Origin of the sequence: Promicromonospora sp. NPDC019610, assembly GCF_044389365.1 — a bacterium.
GTDB lineage: Bacteria > Actinomycetota > Actinomycetes > Actinomycetales > Cellulomonadaceae > Promicromonospora.
In genome coordinates this window covers 2,059,195-2,074,269 of record NZ_JBIRXX010000001.1, presented here as the reverse complement: position 1 = coordinate 2,074,269, position 15,075 = coordinate 2,059,195, and the positions used below count along the sequence as shown (strand labels likewise).

General features: G+C 74.0%; 15 protein-coding genes. 9 read left to right on the top strand and 6 right to left on the bottom strand.

The window, feature by feature from the left end; all coding sequences use genetic code 11:
• Positions 1 to 334 precede the first annotated feature (334 nt).
• The 3 genes from ACH45N_RS09270 to ACH45N_RS09260 all read right to left on the bottom strand — a co-directional run bounded on the left by ACH45N_RS09270 (position 335) and on the right by ACH45N_RS09260 (position 5,864).
• Positions 335 to 2,569, bottom strand: a complete 2,235-nt coding sequence (locus tag ACH45N_RS09270) for a YhgE/Pip family protein (protein WP_397393110.1) — start codon at positions 2,567 to 2,569, stop codon at positions 335 to 337.
• Positions 2,569 to 5,283 carry an MMPL family transporter gene (locus ACH45N_RS09265; RefSeq protein WP_397393109.1) on the bottom strand — a complete coding sequence of 905 codons (2,715 nt, stop codon included), beginning with the start codon at positions 5,281 to 5,283 and terminating at the stop codon, positions 2,569 to 2,571. Before ACH45N_RS09265 ends, ACH45N_RS09270 begins: the two co-directional genes overlap by 1 nt.
• A 116-nt stretch (positions 5,284 to 5,399) precedes the next feature.
• Entirely contained in the window at positions 5,400 to 5,864 is a 465-nt protein-coding gene (locus tag ACH45N_RS09260; protein WP_397393108.1) for a MarR family winged helix-turn-helix transcriptional regulator, read from the bottom strand.
• A gap of 82 nt (positions 5,865 to 5,946) precedes the next feature.
• Between ACH45N_RS09260 and ACH45N_RS09255 the strand changes: the two genes are divergently transcribed.
• Together ACH45N_RS09255 and ACH45N_RS09250 are read left to right on the top strand one after the other, a co-directional pair.
• Complete coding sequence (locus tag ACH45N_RS09255; protein WP_397393107.1) at positions 5,947 to 6,831, top strand: alpha/beta fold hydrolase; 885 nt, start codon at positions 5,947 to 5,949, stop codon at positions 6,829 to 6,831.
• 23 nt (positions 6,832 to 6,854) lie between these two features.
• Complete coding sequence (locus ACH45N_RS09250; protein WP_397393106.1) at positions 6,855 to 7,457, top strand: response regulator; 603 nt, start codon at positions 6,855 to 6,857, stop codon at positions 7,455 to 7,457.
• 37 nt (positions 7,458 to 7,494) lie between these two features.
• Here the strand turns inward: ACH45N_RS09250 and ACH45N_RS09245 are convergent, their stop codons facing one another.
• Positions 7,495 to 8,385, bottom strand: coding sequence for a hypothetical protein (locus ACH45N_RS09245; protein ID WP_397393105.1), 891 nt, complete (start codon positions 8,383 to 8,385; stop codon positions 7,495 to 7,497).
• A gap of 188 nt (positions 8,386 to 8,573) precedes the next feature.
• Here ACH45N_RS09245 and ACH45N_RS09240 point away from each other — a divergent pair, with 188 nt between their 5' ends.
• Together ACH45N_RS09240 and ACH45N_RS09235 are read left to right on the top strand one after the other, a co-directional pair.
• Positions 8,574 to 9,128, top strand: coding sequence for a MarR family winged helix-turn-helix transcriptional regulator (locus ACH45N_RS09240; protein WP_397393104.1), 555 nt, complete (start codon positions 8,574 to 8,576; stop codon positions 9,126 to 9,128).
• A gap of 99 nt (positions 9,129 to 9,227) precedes the next feature.
• Positions 9,228 to 9,860, top strand: a complete 633-nt coding sequence (locus ACH45N_RS09235) for a nitronate monooxygenase (RefSeq protein ID WP_397393103.1) — start codon at positions 9,228 to 9,230, stop codon at positions 9,858 to 9,860.
• Positions 9,861 to 9,971: 111 nt separating this feature from the next.
• On the opposite strand, the gene ACH45N_RS09230 is transcribed toward ACH45N_RS09235, so the two are convergent.
• Entirely contained in the window at positions 9,972 to 10,298 is a 327-nt protein-coding gene (locus ACH45N_RS09230; protein WP_397393102.1) for a hypothetical protein, read from the bottom strand.
• Positions 10,299 to 10,329: 31 nt separating this feature from the next.
• Positions 10,330 to 11,262, bottom strand: a complete 933-nt coding sequence (locus tag ACH45N_RS09225) for a universal stress protein (RefSeq protein ID WP_397393101.1) — start codon at positions 11,260 to 11,262, stop codon at positions 10,330 to 10,332.
• 167 nt (positions 11,263 to 11,429) lie between these two features.
• Between ACH45N_RS09225 and ACH45N_RS09220 the strand changes: the two genes are divergently transcribed.
• From ACH45N_RS09220 to ACH45N_RS09200, 5 genes are all read left to right on the top strand, one after another.
• Entirely contained in the window at positions 11,430 to 11,603 is a 174-nt protein-coding gene (locus tag ACH45N_RS09220) for a hypothetical protein (protein ID WP_397393100.1), read from the top strand.
• A gap of 128 nt (positions 11,604 to 11,731) precedes the next feature.
• Complete coding sequence (locus ACH45N_RS09215) at positions 11,732 to 12,598, top strand: universal stress protein (RefSeq protein WP_397393099.1); 867 nt, start codon at positions 11,732 to 11,734, stop codon at positions 12,596 to 12,598.
• Positions 12,599 to 12,620: 22 nt separating this feature from the next.
• Positions 12,621 to 13,373 carry an SDR family NAD(P)-dependent oxidoreductase gene (locus ACH45N_RS09210; RefSeq protein WP_397393098.1) on the top strand — a complete coding sequence of 251 codons (753 nt, stop codon included), beginning with the start codon at positions 12,621 to 12,623 and terminating at the stop codon, positions 13,371 to 13,373.
• A 204-nt stretch (positions 13,374 to 13,577) separates the two neighbouring features.
• Positions 13,578 to 14,030: an Hsp20/alpha crystallin family protein gene (locus ACH45N_RS09205; protein WP_397393097.1), complete on the top strand. Its 453-nt coding sequence runs from the start codon at positions 13,578 to 13,580 to the stop codon at positions 14,028 to 14,030.
• A 326-nt stretch (positions 14,031 to 14,356) separates the two neighbouring features.
• Positions 14,357 to 14,812: a GyrI-like domain-containing protein gene (locus ACH45N_RS09200; RefSeq protein ID WP_397393096.1), complete on the top strand. Its 456-nt coding sequence runs from the start codon at positions 14,357 to 14,359 to the stop codon at positions 14,810 to 14,812.
• The last annotated feature ends 263 nt before the right edge of the window (positions 14,813 to 15,075 follow it).

Sequence of the window (15,075 nt, the reverse complement as noted above, 5' to 3'; positions counted from 1 at the left end):
GACCGCTCGGAGGTTGTGTGACCAGCGAAAATACCCGGAACGGACTTCTCCGACAGGCGAAACCGGGCGGCTCTCGCGGCCCGCGGCGGGCACCTACCCGGCGCGCTCGGACGCGCTGCACTCAGACCCGCCGCACTCTGACGCGCCCGTGATCTGACGCGCCCGGCTCAGACGCGCCGCGCCGGCTCCCCTTTGAGGCCCGGCTTTCTTCGCTTTGGGTCGCCTCAAAGCGAAGAAACCCGGGCCTCAAAGGGGATTGCGAGACGGACGACGGCGCCCGCGCCTCCTAGGCGACGGCGCCCCCGGGCGACGGCGCCCCTGGACGACCACGCCCCTACGCCGCAGCCGCGGCCGCCTGCTGCTCCGGGGCGTCCAGCCGCAGCCGGCGCGGCGACACGTACCGGCGGCGATCCGTCACCACGATCGTGGCCAGCAGCCCCACGACCAGCCACGCGACGAGCGCCGCGACGCCGCCGGCGAGGCTCGCGTCGCCCGCCGTCACGGCCCGCAGCGCGACGATCGCTCCGTGCGTCGGCAGCAGGTCACCGATCGCGTACAACGGCCCCGGCAGCGTCGAGACCACGCCCGTCGCCACGGTCAGGACGGCGACCGCGAGCGACGCCAGCCGCCCCGCCGGACCGAAGATCGCGGCCAGCGCCTGGTTGAGCGCCACGAACGTGGCCGCCGCGAGCAGCGCGACCAGCACGAAGCCCACCGCCGCCGACGGGTGCAGCCGCAGCACCGGGATCGCGACGGCCGAGATGACGAGCGCGGCGCTCGCCGCCGCGATGGACCCCGGCACGGCGGCCCGCAGCGTGAGCTTCCACGTCGGCTCGCGCGACGTCAGGATCCCGGCCGGCAGGGGACGCGTCGCCAGGTATGTCACCAGCGCGAGGGCCCACAGCGCCAGCGCGGAGAACAGCGCGATCGACAGCACGCCGAACGCCGCGGAGGTGGTGGTCGACGTCGTCGGGTCGGCCGCCACGGTCGACAGGTGGTCCTGCTCGTCGTCGGTGTACGTGGGCACCTGGCCGACGGCGTCCGACAGCCCGGAGGCGAGCTGGTGCGCGCCGTCGTCCGCGTCGTGGGCGCCGCTCGCCACCTGGTCCGCGCCCGGCACCAGCTCGTCCGCGCCCGTGGCCAGCCCGCTCGCGCCGGCGGCGACCTCCTGCGCCGCCGCGTTCGTCTGCGCCACCCCGGCGTCGAGGTCCGCCGCCCCGGCGGCGAGCTGCCCCGCCGCGGCGTCGACCTGCCGGGCACCTGACGCGACGCCCTGTGCCCCGGCGTTCAGGTCGTCGGCGGCGCTCGCCGCCTCGGCGATCCCGGACGCCAGCTCGGCGGACCGTGTGGCCAGCTCGGCGTTGCCGCGGGCCACCTGCCGCGAGCCGGTGCGCAGCGCCTGCACCGCGTCGCGCGCGGCCTCGACGTCGGCGCGCACCCGGTCCTTGCCGTCCTCGATGCGCTGCGCGGCGGAGTCGGCCCGGTCGGCCGCGCGCGCCAGGGCTCGGCAGAAGTCGCGGTCGGCCACCACGCTCGTGCCGCAGCGCTCGGCGAGCCGGTCCAGCTCGGCGACGACGTCGCGGGTCTCGGGGAGCCGGTCCAGTCCGTCGATCGCCCGGTTCGCCACGGGGACCACTCGGTCCGCGAGCCGCTTGTTGCCGTCGGCGACCCGGCCCGCGCCGTCGGCAAGCTCCTGAGCGGCCGCGGGGAGCCGTGCCGCGCGCTGCGCGGCGTCGTCCAGGCCGGAGGACAGCGCGGCCGTGCCGTCGGCGACCTGCCCGGCCCCGGCGGCGAGGCTGCCGGCGCCGCCGGTCAGCGCGGTCGCCCCCGCCGTGAACCCCGCCGAACCGGCCGCGAGCTGACCGGTGCCGGCCGCGAGCGCCCCCGCGCCCCCGGACAGCTCGTCGGCGCCATCAGCCACCTGGTCGACGCCGCCGGACAGCTCGTCGGCGCCGTCGCTGAGCTGGGCGGTGCCGTCGGCGAGCTGCCCGGCGCTGTCCGAGGCGTCCCCGAGCTGCTGGTGCAGCGTGGTGAAGCTGCCGTAGATGGTGCCCAGGTACGACTCCACGACGGTCTGGTTCAGCGCGTCCTGGGTGTCGTCGGCCACGCCGCCGGCCAGGTAGGGGTCCGCGACGCCGGCGGCCGTCGTCGTCCGCACCTCCAGGCCGGCCTGGACGGCGTCCATCGGGTCGTCCGCGGTCGCGGCCGACATGCCCTGGGCGGAGAAGTCCTTCGGGATCGTGACGACGGCGGCGTAGGTGCCGCCGCGGAGCCCGTCGCGCGCGTCGGCGGCGTCGGTGAGCACCCAGGCGTACGCGGAGTCGTCGTCGTGGGTCAGGTTCCCGGCGAGCGTGCGGCCGAGCGGGACCTGCTGCCCGTTCACCTCGACGGGCTCGTCGTTGTTCACGACGGCGGCCTGGGCGGTCTGGTGGTCGGTGCCCGGGGACCAGAATGCCCAGGTGAGCAGGCCCATGACGAGCAGCGGCACGGCCACCAGGGCGGTCCAGGTGCGCCAGGTCAGGGGGCGGGCCGTCAGGGACCGGGCGGAGGCGGCGAACGACATGGTCATCACAGGACCTCTGCGGGTCGGGGGGTCAGCGCGTAGAGCTGGGTGGCCTCCAGCGGGAGCAGGTCGACCACCCGGTCAGGGTCCTGGCAGGCCAGGACGAACGTGGCGGGCGAGCCGCCGGAGGTCACGCGGAAGCCGAGCTGGTCGCGGAGCCGGGCGCGGGCCTCGGAGCGGAGCACGAGGTCGGCGTCGTCGACCAGGATCAGCTCGATGCCGCGGGCCAGCGCCTCGGTGACTCGGCCCGCGGGGTCCAGGTCGGCGCGGCCGTCGACGACGGCGACGTGCGGCCGCAGGGCGTGCACGTGCTGGGGCAGCACCTGGCCGAGCACCTTGAGGTCACCGCGGTGCCGGGTCACGCGCCCCGCGAGCGAGAGCAGCAGGGCCGACTTGCCCACGGCGCCGGACCCGTGCAGCACGAGCACCTCGCCCCGGGGCACGTGCAGCTCGACGTCGCGGTAGACCGGGCGGCCGCGGTCGTCGTCCAGGCTCAGGGCGTGCGCGCTGATCACCTCGTCGCTGTGCGGCGCGGGCCAGTCCGCCAGGCGCAGCTCGTGCAGCAGGCCGTCGCCCTCGGCGTCGAACACGGGCAGCCGGCGGTCGAGCGCGGGCGGCAGGCCCCACGCCCGGTCGCCGAGCAGCGCGAGCACGGCGGGCACGAACGTCATCCGGACCACGAAGGCGTCGATGAACACACCCACGGCCAGGGAGAACGCGATCGGCTTGATGGTCGCGCTGCCGTCCGGCACGAACGCGGCGAAGACGCCGAACATGATGAGCGCTGCCGCGACGACCACCCGGGAGGCGGAGACGAACCCCTCCTCGATCGCCTCGTGCGCGTCGCCGTGGTGGGCGTAGTGCTCGCGGATCCGCGAGACGAGGAAGACCTCGTAGTCCATCGCGAGGCCGAACAGCACACCCATGAGGATGATCGGCAGGAAGCTGACGACGCTCCCCACGTGCGCGACGCCGAGCAGCGCGGCGCCGTGCCCTTCCTGGAACACGAGCGACGTGAGGCCGAACGCCGCGCCGATCGAGAGCAGGTAGCCGACGGTCGCCTTGACCGGCACCCAGACCGAGCGGAACACCATGGTCAGCAGCACCAGCGAGAGCCCGGCCACCAGCAGGCCGAACGGGACCAGTGCCGCGCCCAGCCGGTCGGAGACGTCGATGCCGACGGCGGTCAGGCCCGTGACCGCCGTCTGCGTGTCGTGCTCGGCGAGCCAGTGCGGCTCCTGGTCCCGGAGGCGTTCCACGAGCTCGTCCGTGCGGGCGTCGTCCGGCGCCGTGGTCGGGACCACCGAGATGATGCCCGTGTCGCCCTTCTCGTTGGGCGTGGCCAGGGGCACCGCGGCGACGCCGGGGAGGTCGCGGATCTCGTCGGCGAGGTCGTCGACCAGTCCCGACGGGTCCGTGGACTGGATGACGTCGGCCGTCACCAGGAGCGGCCCGTTGAAGCCGGGGCCGAAGTGCTCCGCGACCACGTCGTAGGTCTCGCGGGCCGGCGACCCGGCCTCCTGGCTGCCGTTGTCCGGCAGCGCGAGGCGCAGGTTCGCCGCGGGCACGGCCAGGGCGCCGAGCCCGAGCACCACGATCACGATCGTGACGAGCGGCCGGCGCGTGACGAAGCGGACCCACGGCCGGGCGACCCTCGGCTTGCGGAGCCGGAACCGGCGCCGGCGCTCGGAGCGTGCCTTGGGCACCATCCGGCGCCCCGCGAACGCCAGCAGCGCCGGCACGAGCGTCACCGCCACGCTGACCGCGACCGCCACGCCGAGCGCCGCCGAGACACCCATGGTCGTCAGGAACGGGATGCGCGCCACCGACAGGCCGAGCAGCGCGATGAGCACCGTCAGCCCCGCGAACAGCACCGCGGAACCCGCCGTCGCCGTCGCCCGCGCGATCGACTCCTCGACCGACAGCCCCTCGGCGAGCTGGTCCCGGTGCCGGGACAGCAGGAACAGCGCGTAGTCGATGCCCACCGCGAGGCCGATCATCACCGCGAGCATGGGCGCGGTCGAGGAGACCGGCACGAAGAGGGTCCCCAGGTACACCAGCGACACGGACACGCCCACGCCCACCACCGCCGTCACCAGCGGCATCACCGCCGCGATGATCGTCCGGAACATCAGCAGCAGCACCACGAGCGCGATGAGCAGCCCCACGGCCTCCGTCGAGCTCAGCCCCGGGATGCGGTCGGCGAACGCGTCCCCACCCGTGTAGACCCGCGCGCCGTCCCCGACCTCACCCGCCAGATCGTCGGCGATCCCGCTCAGGTCGGTCAGCGTGGCGTCGCTGACGTGCGTCGAGTCCACCGTGAGCTGCACCCCGATGTTCGCCGCCAGGCCGTCGTCGGACACCGCGTCGTCGACGTCCGGGTCGAACGGGTCGGACGCCACCTCCACCTGCGCCACGTCCCCCGCCCGGTCCACGGCGTCCGACACCGCCTGCCGCGTCGCGGCCGTATCCACCTGCTGCCCGTCCGGGACCAGCAGCACAAGCTGCGCCGACGTGCCGCTGACCTGCGGAAAGACGTGGTCGAGGTGGTCCATCGCGTCCTGCGACTCCGACCCCGGGATCGTGAAGGTGTCGTCCGTACCCTTGTTCAGGAGGGCGCTCGCGGTGCCGCACACGACGAGCACCAGGACCCAGCCGAGGACCACCAGGCCGCGGTGCCGGGCCACCGCACGGCCGAGCCGATAGAGGAAAGAGGACACGACGCACCTCCTGCGCACCGGGACGGCGCACCTCCATGCTGGCAGCGCGGGGCGCAACCGACACGTCGAGCGCCGGGCCGGCTTCCCGGTCGGCGACGCCGGGCCCCCGGTAGGCGTCAGTCGAGCGCGGCCCGGCCGGCGGCCTCCGGGGTGACCGGGGCGCCGCCCACGAGCACGGCGAGCTGCCGTTCGAGGGTCGCAAGCTCCTCCGCGCCGATCCGGCGCGCCCAGTCCCGGCGGAGCGAGTCGAAGATCGCCTCGCCGCGGTGCATGACCTCCCAGCCGAGCGGGGTGACCTCGATCCGCTTGCGCCGCGCGTCCTGCGGGTCGGTGCCGCGCCGCACGTAGCCACGCTCCGACAGGACGGCGATCGTCTTGGCCGCGGCCTGCTTCGAGACCGCAAGACGGCGACCCAGCTCCGAGGCGTTGTCCGCCCCGTCCGCGATGGCCCGCATCGCGAAGTCGTGCACCGGGCGGACGTCGTCGTGGCCGCCGGCGGCCAGCTCGGCGGTCACCGCGTCGACGAGCGTCCGGTAACCGCCCAGGAGCAGCAGAGCGAGGTCGGCGCCCGAACGAGTCATGGGCCCAGGATAAGGGGGTTGATTTAGACAACCTGATTGTCTAATATGACTGGACAACCTGGTTGTCTAAAAGGGAGAGATCATGATCGAGACCGTGCCGGGCCGTTCCGTCGACGGGGTGGTCCACGACGTGGCCGGGCTCGCGGGCACCGAGCTCCACTACGTCTCCGCCGGAACGTCGGGGTCGGCGATCCTGCTCGTCCACGGCTTCCCCGAGACCTGGTGGACGTTCCACCGGCTGATCCCGCACCTCGCGGCCGACCACCGCGTCGTCGCCGTGGACCTGTGTGGCTTCGGCGACTCGGCCGTGGCCGGCGACGACCACGACAGCGCTACCGCCGCCGAGGACCTGCACCGGCTGATCGCCCACCTGGGCCTCGGCCCGGTCCACCTCGCGGCGCAGGACATCGCGGGTGGAACGGTGTTGCGGCTGGTCGCGACCCACCCGGAGGACGTGCTGAGCCTCACCGCCGTCGAGATGGGCCTGGCCGGCTTCGGGCTCGAGGCACTCGCGGACGTCACGCACGGCGGCTCCTGGCACATCGGCGCCCTCGCGGCCCACGGTGTGCCGGAGCTGTTGCTCGCCGGGCGCGAGCGAGCCTTCCTGTCGGCGATGTTCCACACCATGACGGTGACACCGGGCTCGGCGACGGACGAGGACCTGGCGGAGTTCGCACGCACCTACGCCCGCCCCGGCGCCTGGCGTGGCGCGGCCGGGCTCTACCGTTCGATGCTCACCGAGGGTGCAGAGCTCCAGGCGCTCGCGGCGGAGCACCCGGTCCGGGTGCCGGTGCTGGCGGTCGGCGCGGGCGGTGGATCGTTCACCGCGGACACCCTGGCGCAGGTGGCCACGAGGCCGATCACGACGGCGCAGCTCGACGGCGTGGGCCACCACGCCGCCCTGGAGGCGCCCGCGGAGCTCGCGGCAGCGATGCTCGGATTCCTGGCGGACGTGGACGCCGGATGACGCCGTGCCCGTAACCTGGCCCGATGATCCGTGTGCTGCTCGCCGACGACGAGGGGATGATCCGGTCCGCCCTGGCCGCGCTGCTGCGGCTGGAGGAGGACATCGAGGTCGTCGCCGAGTGCGCCGACGGCGCCGAGGCGGTCGCCGAGGCCGAGCGGCTGCGGCCCGACGTCTGCCTCCTGGACCTCGAGATGCCGCACCTGGACGGCGTGGAGGTGGCCCAGCGTCTGAACCGCACGCTGCCCACGCGCTGCGTGATCGTCACCCGGCACGCCCGGCCCGGCGTCCTGCGGCGGGCGCTGGCCTCGGGCGCCGTCGGCTTCCTGCCCAAGTCGCGCCCCGCCGACGAGGTAGCGGCCGTCATCCGCCGCGTGGCGGCGGGCGGCCGCTACGTGGACCCGGAGGTCGCGGCCGACGCGCTGCGCGACGAGCGGTCGCCCCTGACGGACCGGGAGCTCGACGTGCTGCGCGCCGGGCGGCACGGTGAGACGACGCGGCAGATCGCGCGCACCCTGTCGCTCGCCCCGGGCACGGTCCGCAACCACGTCTCCGCCGTGCTGGGCAAGCTCGCCGTGGACACGCGCCAGCAGGCGGTGCTGCTGGCGGAGGAGCGCGGCTGGATCTGACCGGCACGCGCACGCCCGCGAGGCGGGCCGCCCGGCCTCACTCGTACCGCTCGCCGAGCGGGGTGGTACCCGCCGCCCGCGCGACCTCCGCCGGCACCGTGCCGACCTCGACGAGCTCCTCGCGGCCGCCCCCGCCCGAGACACCGAGCGTCAGGACCGGCCCGACGCCGGGGGCGTAGAGCTTGTACTCCAGCACGTCGGGCTCGATCGTGATCGTGTCCTTGGTCAGCAGCGCGTGGTCGTAGTGCCCCGCCGGGACCTCGGCCTGCTCGTCCAAGCTGAGCACCGCGCCGTTGTCCTCCGCCTCGCCCCGGTAGAACTCCTGCCGGTACGCCATCCCGACGGCGGGGTCGCCGGGCATGATCACGCCCGCGAGGGCGCCGTCGAGTCCCGCCTCGAAGGAGCCCTCCGTGGTGGTGACCTTCCCGCCCTCGAACTCGGCGGTGTCCTCGCCGAGGTACCAGATCGTGCCGTCGGGGTCCTGCGCGTACCAGTCGAAGGTGTCCTCGACCACCTCGCCGCGCCGCGTCACGGTGTCCCGGACGACGCGGGCCGTGGACCCGTCCGCGACCTCCTTGGTCTCGCTGGTGACGGTCACCACGACGCGCAGCTCCTGGCCCTCCTCGTCGGTCTCGCGGTAGACCCACTGCGTGCCGGGCTCCATGGGCCAGTACTCGTTGTCGATCTCGGTGCTGAGGTCCGCCGGGTCCAGGTCGGCCGGCTCGTCCGACTGCGGCAGTCCCGCGCCCGCCGGGGCGGACCGGGAGCCCATCCCGCCGTGCGGCGGCCCGCCGTCGTGCCCGCCGTCCTGCCCGCGGCCGAACATGCCGCAGCCCGCCACCAGGACGACCACGGAGGCCGCGGCCGCCGCCGTCAAGAGCCTTCGCGCGACGCCCGCTCGGCGCTCCCCCGCGTCCCGTACCCGCATGGCACTCCCCGCCCCCTCGCGACGTACCTGCCTGCTGCTGCCCCCAGAGCACGACCATAGGCACGTCCGGGCGCCGGGCGTGGTAGTTTTTCGCTAGCCAGGCTACCTTCACGAGTGGCGAGTAATACCCAGGAAGGGGATCCTCCGTGGTTCCTGAACCCGAGCCGACCCAGCCACCCGCTCCGTCCATGCTGGATCCCCGGGTGCTGGACCCGCAGGAGGAGATCGTGCGGCGTGCCGGCCTCGACGACCGCGACGTCGACCAGGTGGTCCGCGTGCTGGAGGGACTGCGCGACTGGCGCGAGGCCGAGCGCCGGACGAGCGAGGCGTCGCGCCGCTACATGAAGCTCGGCGAGACCGACATGCGCACGCTGCGGTTCGTCATCGCGGCCCAGCACCGCGGCGAGACCGTGACCCCCGGCGCGATCGCCGCCCACCTGGGCATCACGTCGGCGTCCACCACCAAGATGCTCGACCGGCTGGCCGACGCCGGCCACGTGCGCCGGCTCCCCCACCCGTCCGACCGCCGCAGCCTCGCGGTCGAGGTCTCCGAGGAGACCCGGCGGATCGCCCTGCGCAGCGTCGGCCGCAGCCACGCCCACCGGTTCGAGGCCGTCGCCCGGCTCAAGCCGGAGGAGCGGGAGGTTGTCCTGAAGTTCCTCGACGACCTGGCGGGGTCCGGGGAGCCCACGCCCACCGAGGAGCCGTCCGGCAACGGGGAGCCCTCGGACACCGGGGAGTGAGGCCGCCGGGAGCGGGCCTACGCCCCGTTCGACGGCGGCGCGGTGCGCGGGGTCCCGGCGAGTAGGGTGCCTGGCGGACCCGTCGAACGGAGCACGACTGTGACGACCCCGAACCTGCTGGGCAGCGACCTGCCGATCGTGGCCGCCCCGATGGCCGGCGGCGCGACGACGGCCGCGCTCGCCGCCGCGGCCACCGAGGCCGGCGCCTTCGCCTTCCTGCCGGGCGGGTACCTCGCTCCCGAGCGCATCGCCGCCGACGTCGCCGCCGCACGCGCGTGGGGCCGCCCGTTCGGGGTCAACCTCTTCGTCCCCGGGACGGAGCACCTGGACCGCGACGCGTTCGCCGCCTACGCCCGCCGGCTCGCGCCGGAGGCAGCCGCCCTGGGCGTCGAGCTCTCCGCCGATCCCGTGGACGACGACGACCGGTGGCCGGACAAGCTCGCCCTGCTGCTCGCCGACCCCGTACCGGTCGTGTCGTTCACCTTCGGCCTGCCCAGCGCCGCGGACCTCGGCGCCCTGCGCCGGACTGGAACGGTCGTGCTCGCCTCGGTGACCACCGCCGACGAGGCCACGGCCGCGCGCGACGGCGGTGTGGACGGGCTCGTGGTCCAGGGCCCCGCGGCCGGCGGGCACAGCGCCACGTGGGACCCGGCCCGCCGGGTGGCCGACGTGCCCAGGGCGTCGGTGGTCCGCGCCGCATGTCGGCACGAACCCGGTGGACCGCCGCGATGAACATCCAGGTGATGAACGGTGCCATCGCCGACATAACCCAGGCGAACGCCCAGGTCTTGTCCTGCGGGTTGTAGACATCTTGACCGCCGGGCGAGACCACGACCGACGCCATCACCTCTCCCGTCGCGCGAGGTTGGGGCTCGCCGAAACCGCTGGAGAACTGCGCGAAGGGAAACTCGTAGTTTCCGCTGTCGGAACGGAGGCGACATACTCGTGCACCGCCAGCGTCGCGACCATCGCCACCACCGCCAGGACGTCGAGACCGACGTGGCCGCGCAGGACGTCGCGCACCATCCCGACGAGCGTCCACACGACGAACCCGCCCACCCAGGCGGTCGCGACCCACCGCGCCGCGGCGGGCTGGTCCCCCGCCCGGAGCACGAGCACGAGCACGACGGCTGTCGCCGTGAACGCCGAATAGCGCAGCAACGCCCGCAACGGCCGCATCCCGCCAGTCCCGCTCAGGTCGTCAGTTCTTGAGGAACTCGCCCGAGCTCTCGAGCACGAGGGGTGCGATGGTCGGGTCCCCGCGCAGCGGGACGACCCCGACCGGGGTGTCGGAGCTCGCCAGGACGTCCCGCGGTGTCCGTCCCAGGCGGACCGGGTGGCGCAGGTCGCGGTGGGGGCGAGCGAGCAGCAGGAGGTGCGCGCCGGCAGCTACCTCGACCAGGACCTCGGCCGGTCGTCCCGGGAGCACCACGCTCTCCACCTGGGTCTCCGGGAAGGCGGTGGACCAGTCGCGCACGGCCTGGCGCAGCATCCGGCCGCCGGCGTCGACCAGCGCGTCGAGGTCGGCGTCCGTGACGGCATCGGGTGCGAGGTCGCTGATGTCGGCCACCTGGACCAGGTGCAGCGCGGTGTGCCGGAGGGTCGCCGCGGCGAACGCCCTGGCCAGCAGCTCGCCGTCGTCCGGGTAGGACTTGACCCCCGCCACGACGCCGTTCCGGCCGGTTCCCTGCCAATCCGCCGGGACGACCACCACCGGGACCGCAACACGAGCAACCACCGCCGCCGTCAGAGCGCCGGCGACGACCCGCTCCAGCCCACGTCGCGTCTCACGGCCCACCACGAGCAGACCACCGGTTGCGGCCGCCGCGACCAGCTCGGTCGCGCGGGGGCCCCGGCCGAGCAGCGACTCGACGGCGACGTCGGGTGCCGAGGCCCGCGCCTGCGACACCGCCCGGTCCAGGATCAGCTCGCCCGAGCTCCGGAGATCCTCGACATCACGGCCGGCGGAAGGCCACAGACCGCCCTCCGGGAGCGGGTCGGGTGCGACGTGCACCATGCGGACCCCGGTGCCCCGGAGCCGGGCTTCGTGGATCGCGTACCGGACGGCGCCTGCGCTTCGCTCAGTCCCGTCCACAGCGACGACGACTGGATCGAGATCCCGGGTCGTGCTCATGACGAACATCCTCTCGGCGCGCGGACCGCCTTCTCCTTGCCAGGCTGCCGTTGCCGGTGACCCGGCCGGGAGGGCCTAGGGTCACGCGTCCCGAGGACCTTCGCCCCTACGCCGTTCCCGCCCGGCCGGGCCGGCCACGTGATGTCCGCCGGGTCGCCGACCACCAGGTGCGCCCCGGCATCGAGCATCGCCTCGCGGAGCGGACCGTACCGGTCGACGCCGACGATCGTGCCGAAGCCACCACGCACGCCCGCCGCCTGGATCGCGCCGACGTCGCGCTGCGCGACCTCGTGGCCGACCGCGTGCACGGGACGGGGGTCCTGGTGACGTCCTCGGCGTGACCGCGCCCGCCGTACTCACCCGGCCGAAGGTCCCGTGAACACGTGACCGTCGGCCCTGCCCCGGGGTGCACGCGAGATGGTCGGCTGGAGGCAGCACCCCGGGCGGGTGCCGGACCGAGGAGCGGATCATGGGCAGCACGTGGCAGCGCGGCATCGTCGTCGGAGTCGACGGGTCGCCGGAAAGCATGGCCGCCGTCGACTGGGCGGCACTGACGGCGGACCGGCACGGGGCAGCGCTGACCGTGCTGAGCGCGTACGTCACGCCGCCGTCGAACATGGCCGGGACCATGGGGGTCTCCGTCGCGGACCTGCGGGCGGACGCGCACGACGCCGTCGAGCACGCCGCCGCCCGTCTTGACGGCGCACACCCCGGCGGGCACGGGGTCGAGGAGCAGGTCGTGCACGGCGACCCGGCCCGGGTGCTCGCGCAGCGGTCCGCGGCCGCCGACCTGGTAGTGGTCGGACGGCGAGGCCTCGGCGCGCTGGACCGGGCGGTGCTCGGCTCCGTGTCGGGCGCGCTCGCCGCGGCGGCGCCCGGACCCGTGGCCGTGGTCCCGGCAGGTGCGGCGAGAGGCGAGCCGAGCCGGGTAGTGGTCGCCGTGAGCAACGACGACGCCGGCCCGCAGCTCGACCTGGGGTTCGCGGAAGCCCACCAGCGGGCCTGCCCGCTGGTGGCGGTGCACGTGCGGGAGCCCGACTTCACGGGGGGCCTCGACTTCGGCGGCCCCGACACGGGGCACCAGGAGGCGGAGCGGGACGGCGTGCGGCGACAGGTCGACCGATGGGCCGAGAAGTACCCCTCGGTGTCCGACACCGTCGTCTTCGGCGGCGGGAATCCGGTGGACGTCCTCCTGGACGAACTCGGGCCGGACGACCTGGTGGTGCTCGGCGGCCGCCCGCACTCGCAGACGGTCGGGCGCCTGCGGTACTCCGTCGCGGACGCCGTGCTCCGCCGGTCGCACAACCCCGTCATCGTTGCGCACCACCAGGACTGACTCGACCAGTGAGGGCACGATCATGGGACGGCTACAGGGCAGGACGGCGCTGGTGACCGGCGCGGCGAGCGGCATCGGCCGGGCAAGCGCCCTGCGCCTCGCCGAGGAAGGGGCCGCGGTGCTGGTCACCGACGTCCAGGACGCCGCAGGGCAGAAGGTGGCCGACGAGATCGTCGAGAAGGGTGGCCGCGCCGAGTTCCTGCATCACGACGTCGCCGACGAGGACGCCTGGGACGCAGCGGTGGAGCGCGCCGTCTCGGAGTTCGGCGGACTGGACGTGCTGGTGAACAACGCCGGTATCGGCGATCTGGGCACCATCGAGGACACCACCCTGGAGCAGTACGAACGCACGGTGGCAGTGGACCAGACCGGTGTCTTCCTGGGCACCAGGGCCGCGGCGGACGCTCTCAAGCGGTCCGGTCACGGTGCGGTGATCAACATCAGCTCGATCTTCGGTACCAGCGGGGGCATGGGCACGTCACCGGCCTACCACGCCGCCAAGGGCGCCGTGCGCACGCTCACGAAGAACGTGGCGCTGGCCTGGGCTCGGGCCGGCGTACGGGTCAACTCGATCCACCCGGGATTCGTCGACACGCCCATCCTGGATGCCGCCCGTGGTACCGAGTTCGAGACGGCGATGATCGACATGACCCCGATGGGCAGGCTGGGCAGGCCGGAGGAGATCGCTGCCGCGGTGGCGTACCTGGCGAGCGACGACGCGTCGTTCGTCACCGGCGCCGAGCTCTACGTCGACGGCGGGTACATCGCGCGTTGAACCACCAGGTCAGGGATGCAGCCGCACCGGCCGGTGGCCAAACTGGGCCATGCCGTCGGACGTGGGCCGCAGGAGCCGGTCGGCGAGCTTCCGCAGCGCGCGGGTGTTATCACTGGAGGTGTAGCCGGGCGGCGGCGAGGGCCGCCGTCGAGCGCCGAGGCCTCGGACCGGCCGGGGCCGCATCAGCACAGGAGGTGATGCGCGATGGCTACCTATGGGGACCCGTTCCAGGAGATGGACCGGCTGTTCGGCTCGTACGCCGGCAACGCACGACAGGCCGGGGGCCTGCCCATGGACCTGTTCCGCGCGGGCGACCACTACGTCCTGGCCATGGACCTGCCCGGCGTCGACCCGGGGACGATCGACGTCTCCGTCGAGGACCGGACACTGACCATCCGGGCCGAACGCACCCAACGCTCGGGCGACGACACGCAGTGGCTCGTGCGGGAGCGGCCCACGGGCACGTTCGCCCGGCAGCTCACGGTCGGGCGCGGGCTCTCGCTGGACCAGCTCTCCGCGTCGTACGCCGACGGCGTCCTCTCGCTGACCATCCCGGTCACCGAGGAGGCCAAGCCGCGCAAGATCGAGGTGGCGCACTCCGCCTCCACGACGGCGATCGGCCAGGGCTCCGAGGAGCGGCACACCATCGAGGGCTGACGAGGCACCAGGAGCGCGAGGCTCTGTGCGGGCGGCACTGCCGTGCCGAACACGCGCTGGAGGACCGGCACCGTCACGAGCGCGGCATGGTGCAGGGTCGCGCCCGGGCCGACGGGGGCGCCCGGGCTCCACCCGCTGGCCACGAGCGTCACCGGTCCATCAGACCCGGCTTGGCCCGCTCGCGACGGATACTGCCACCGCGCGCCGTCCGGGACCCGCCATGGGTGAACTCTCTGATGGACCGGGGCCCCCGGGTGCGCCCATCGAACCCGGGGTCCGATGCTGGGGACGAGGGACGGTTCGGCACGCTGGAGGAGGCGGACGAGATGGAGATCGTTCGAGGCGAACGCGCAGCGCAGGAGATTGTCGGTCTGCACCAGAAGGTACGGCTGGACGAACTCGGGGAATTCTTTCCACGGGCGATGACCGTGGCGGCCGAGGCGCTCAGGGAGCGTGGTGTGGAGCCGGCCGGGCCGCCCGTCGCCTTCTACGAGGGCATGTCCGAGGAACGATTCGACGTGACGGCCGGATACCCGGTCCCCGCAGGGGCCGCGCCGTCGGACGACGTGGTCGCCGCCATGCTCCCCGGCGGGGCGACCGTGGAGGCCGTCCACGAGGGCCCCTACGAGACCCTGCCCGCTGCGTACGAGGAACTGACGGCCTGGTTCTCGCAGAACGGCATGACCCAGCCATCGTTGATGTGGGAGGAGTATGTCCTCGGGCCTGAAGCCGAGGCAGACCCAGGTCGGTGGCGGACTCGCATCGTGTACCCCGTCGACTGACCCGCCCTTCGGTCTCGGTGCCACGTCGGACGACGTCGCCCAGATCGAATACCGCCCGGTGCACCTGCATCAGCCTGCCCCGTGGCCGTGGTCCCGCCGGCTCGCCCCTGACCGTGTGCCGCGCGGCGTCCCTTGGCGAGGTCTCGGGTGAAGACGATCTGTCCCCGGCCGCGAGTTCGCAGAACTCACGTTCTCCCCCCACGATCCGACGGAGCCCGTCAGTCGACTCGGACCTGCTCCCCGGTGCGCACCACTGGAGCGCG

What these genes read in the sequence shown, in the direction of transcription:
- ACH45N_RS09205 (WP_397393097.1), top strand. Translation starts at nt 13,578, where the DNA reads ATGGCTACCTATGGGGACCCGTTCCAGGAGATGGACCGGCTGTTCGGC.
- ACH45N_RS09270 (WP_397393110.1), bottom strand. Translation starts at nt 2,569, where the DNA reads ATGACCATGTCGTTCGCCGCCTCCGCCCGGTCCCTGACGGCCCGCCCC.
- ACH45N_RS09200 (WP_397393096.1), top strand. Translation starts at nt 14,357, where the DNA reads ATGGAGATCGTTCGAGGCGAACGCGCAGCGCAGGAGATTGTCGGTCTG.
- ACH45N_RS09250 (WP_397393106.1), top strand. Translation starts at nt 6,855, where the DNA reads ATGATCCGTGTGCTGCTCGCCGACGACGAGGGGATGATCCGGTCCGCC.
- ACH45N_RS09225 (WP_397393101.1), bottom strand. Translation starts at nt 11,262, where the DNA reads ATGAGCACGACCCGGGATCTCGATCCAGTCGTCGTCGCTGTGGACGGG.
- ACH45N_RS09240 (WP_397393104.1), top strand. Translation starts at nt 8,574, where the DNA reads ATGCTGGATCCCCGGGTGCTGGACCCGCAGGAGGAGATCGTGCGGCGT.
- ACH45N_RS09255 (WP_397393107.1), top strand. Translation starts at nt 5,947, where the DNA reads ATGATCGAGACCGTGCCGGGCCGTTCCGTCGACGGGGTGGTCCACGAC.
- ACH45N_RS09210 (WP_397393098.1), top strand. Translation starts at nt 12,621, where the DNA reads ATGGGACGGCTACAGGGCAGGACGGCGCTGGTGACCGGCGCGGCGAGC.
- ACH45N_RS09245 (WP_397393105.1), bottom strand. Translation starts at nt 8,385, where the DNA reads ATGCGGGTACGGGACGCGGGGGAGCGCCGAGCGGGCGTCGCGCGAAGG.
- ACH45N_RS09215 (WP_397393099.1), top strand. Translation starts at nt 11,732, where the DNA reads ATGGGCAGCACGTGGCAGCGCGGCATCGTCGTCGGAGTCGACGGGTCG.
- ACH45N_RS09260 (WP_397393108.1), bottom strand. Translation starts at nt 5,864, where the DNA reads ATGACTCGTTCGGGCGCCGACCTCGCTCTGCTGCTCCTGGGCGGTTAC.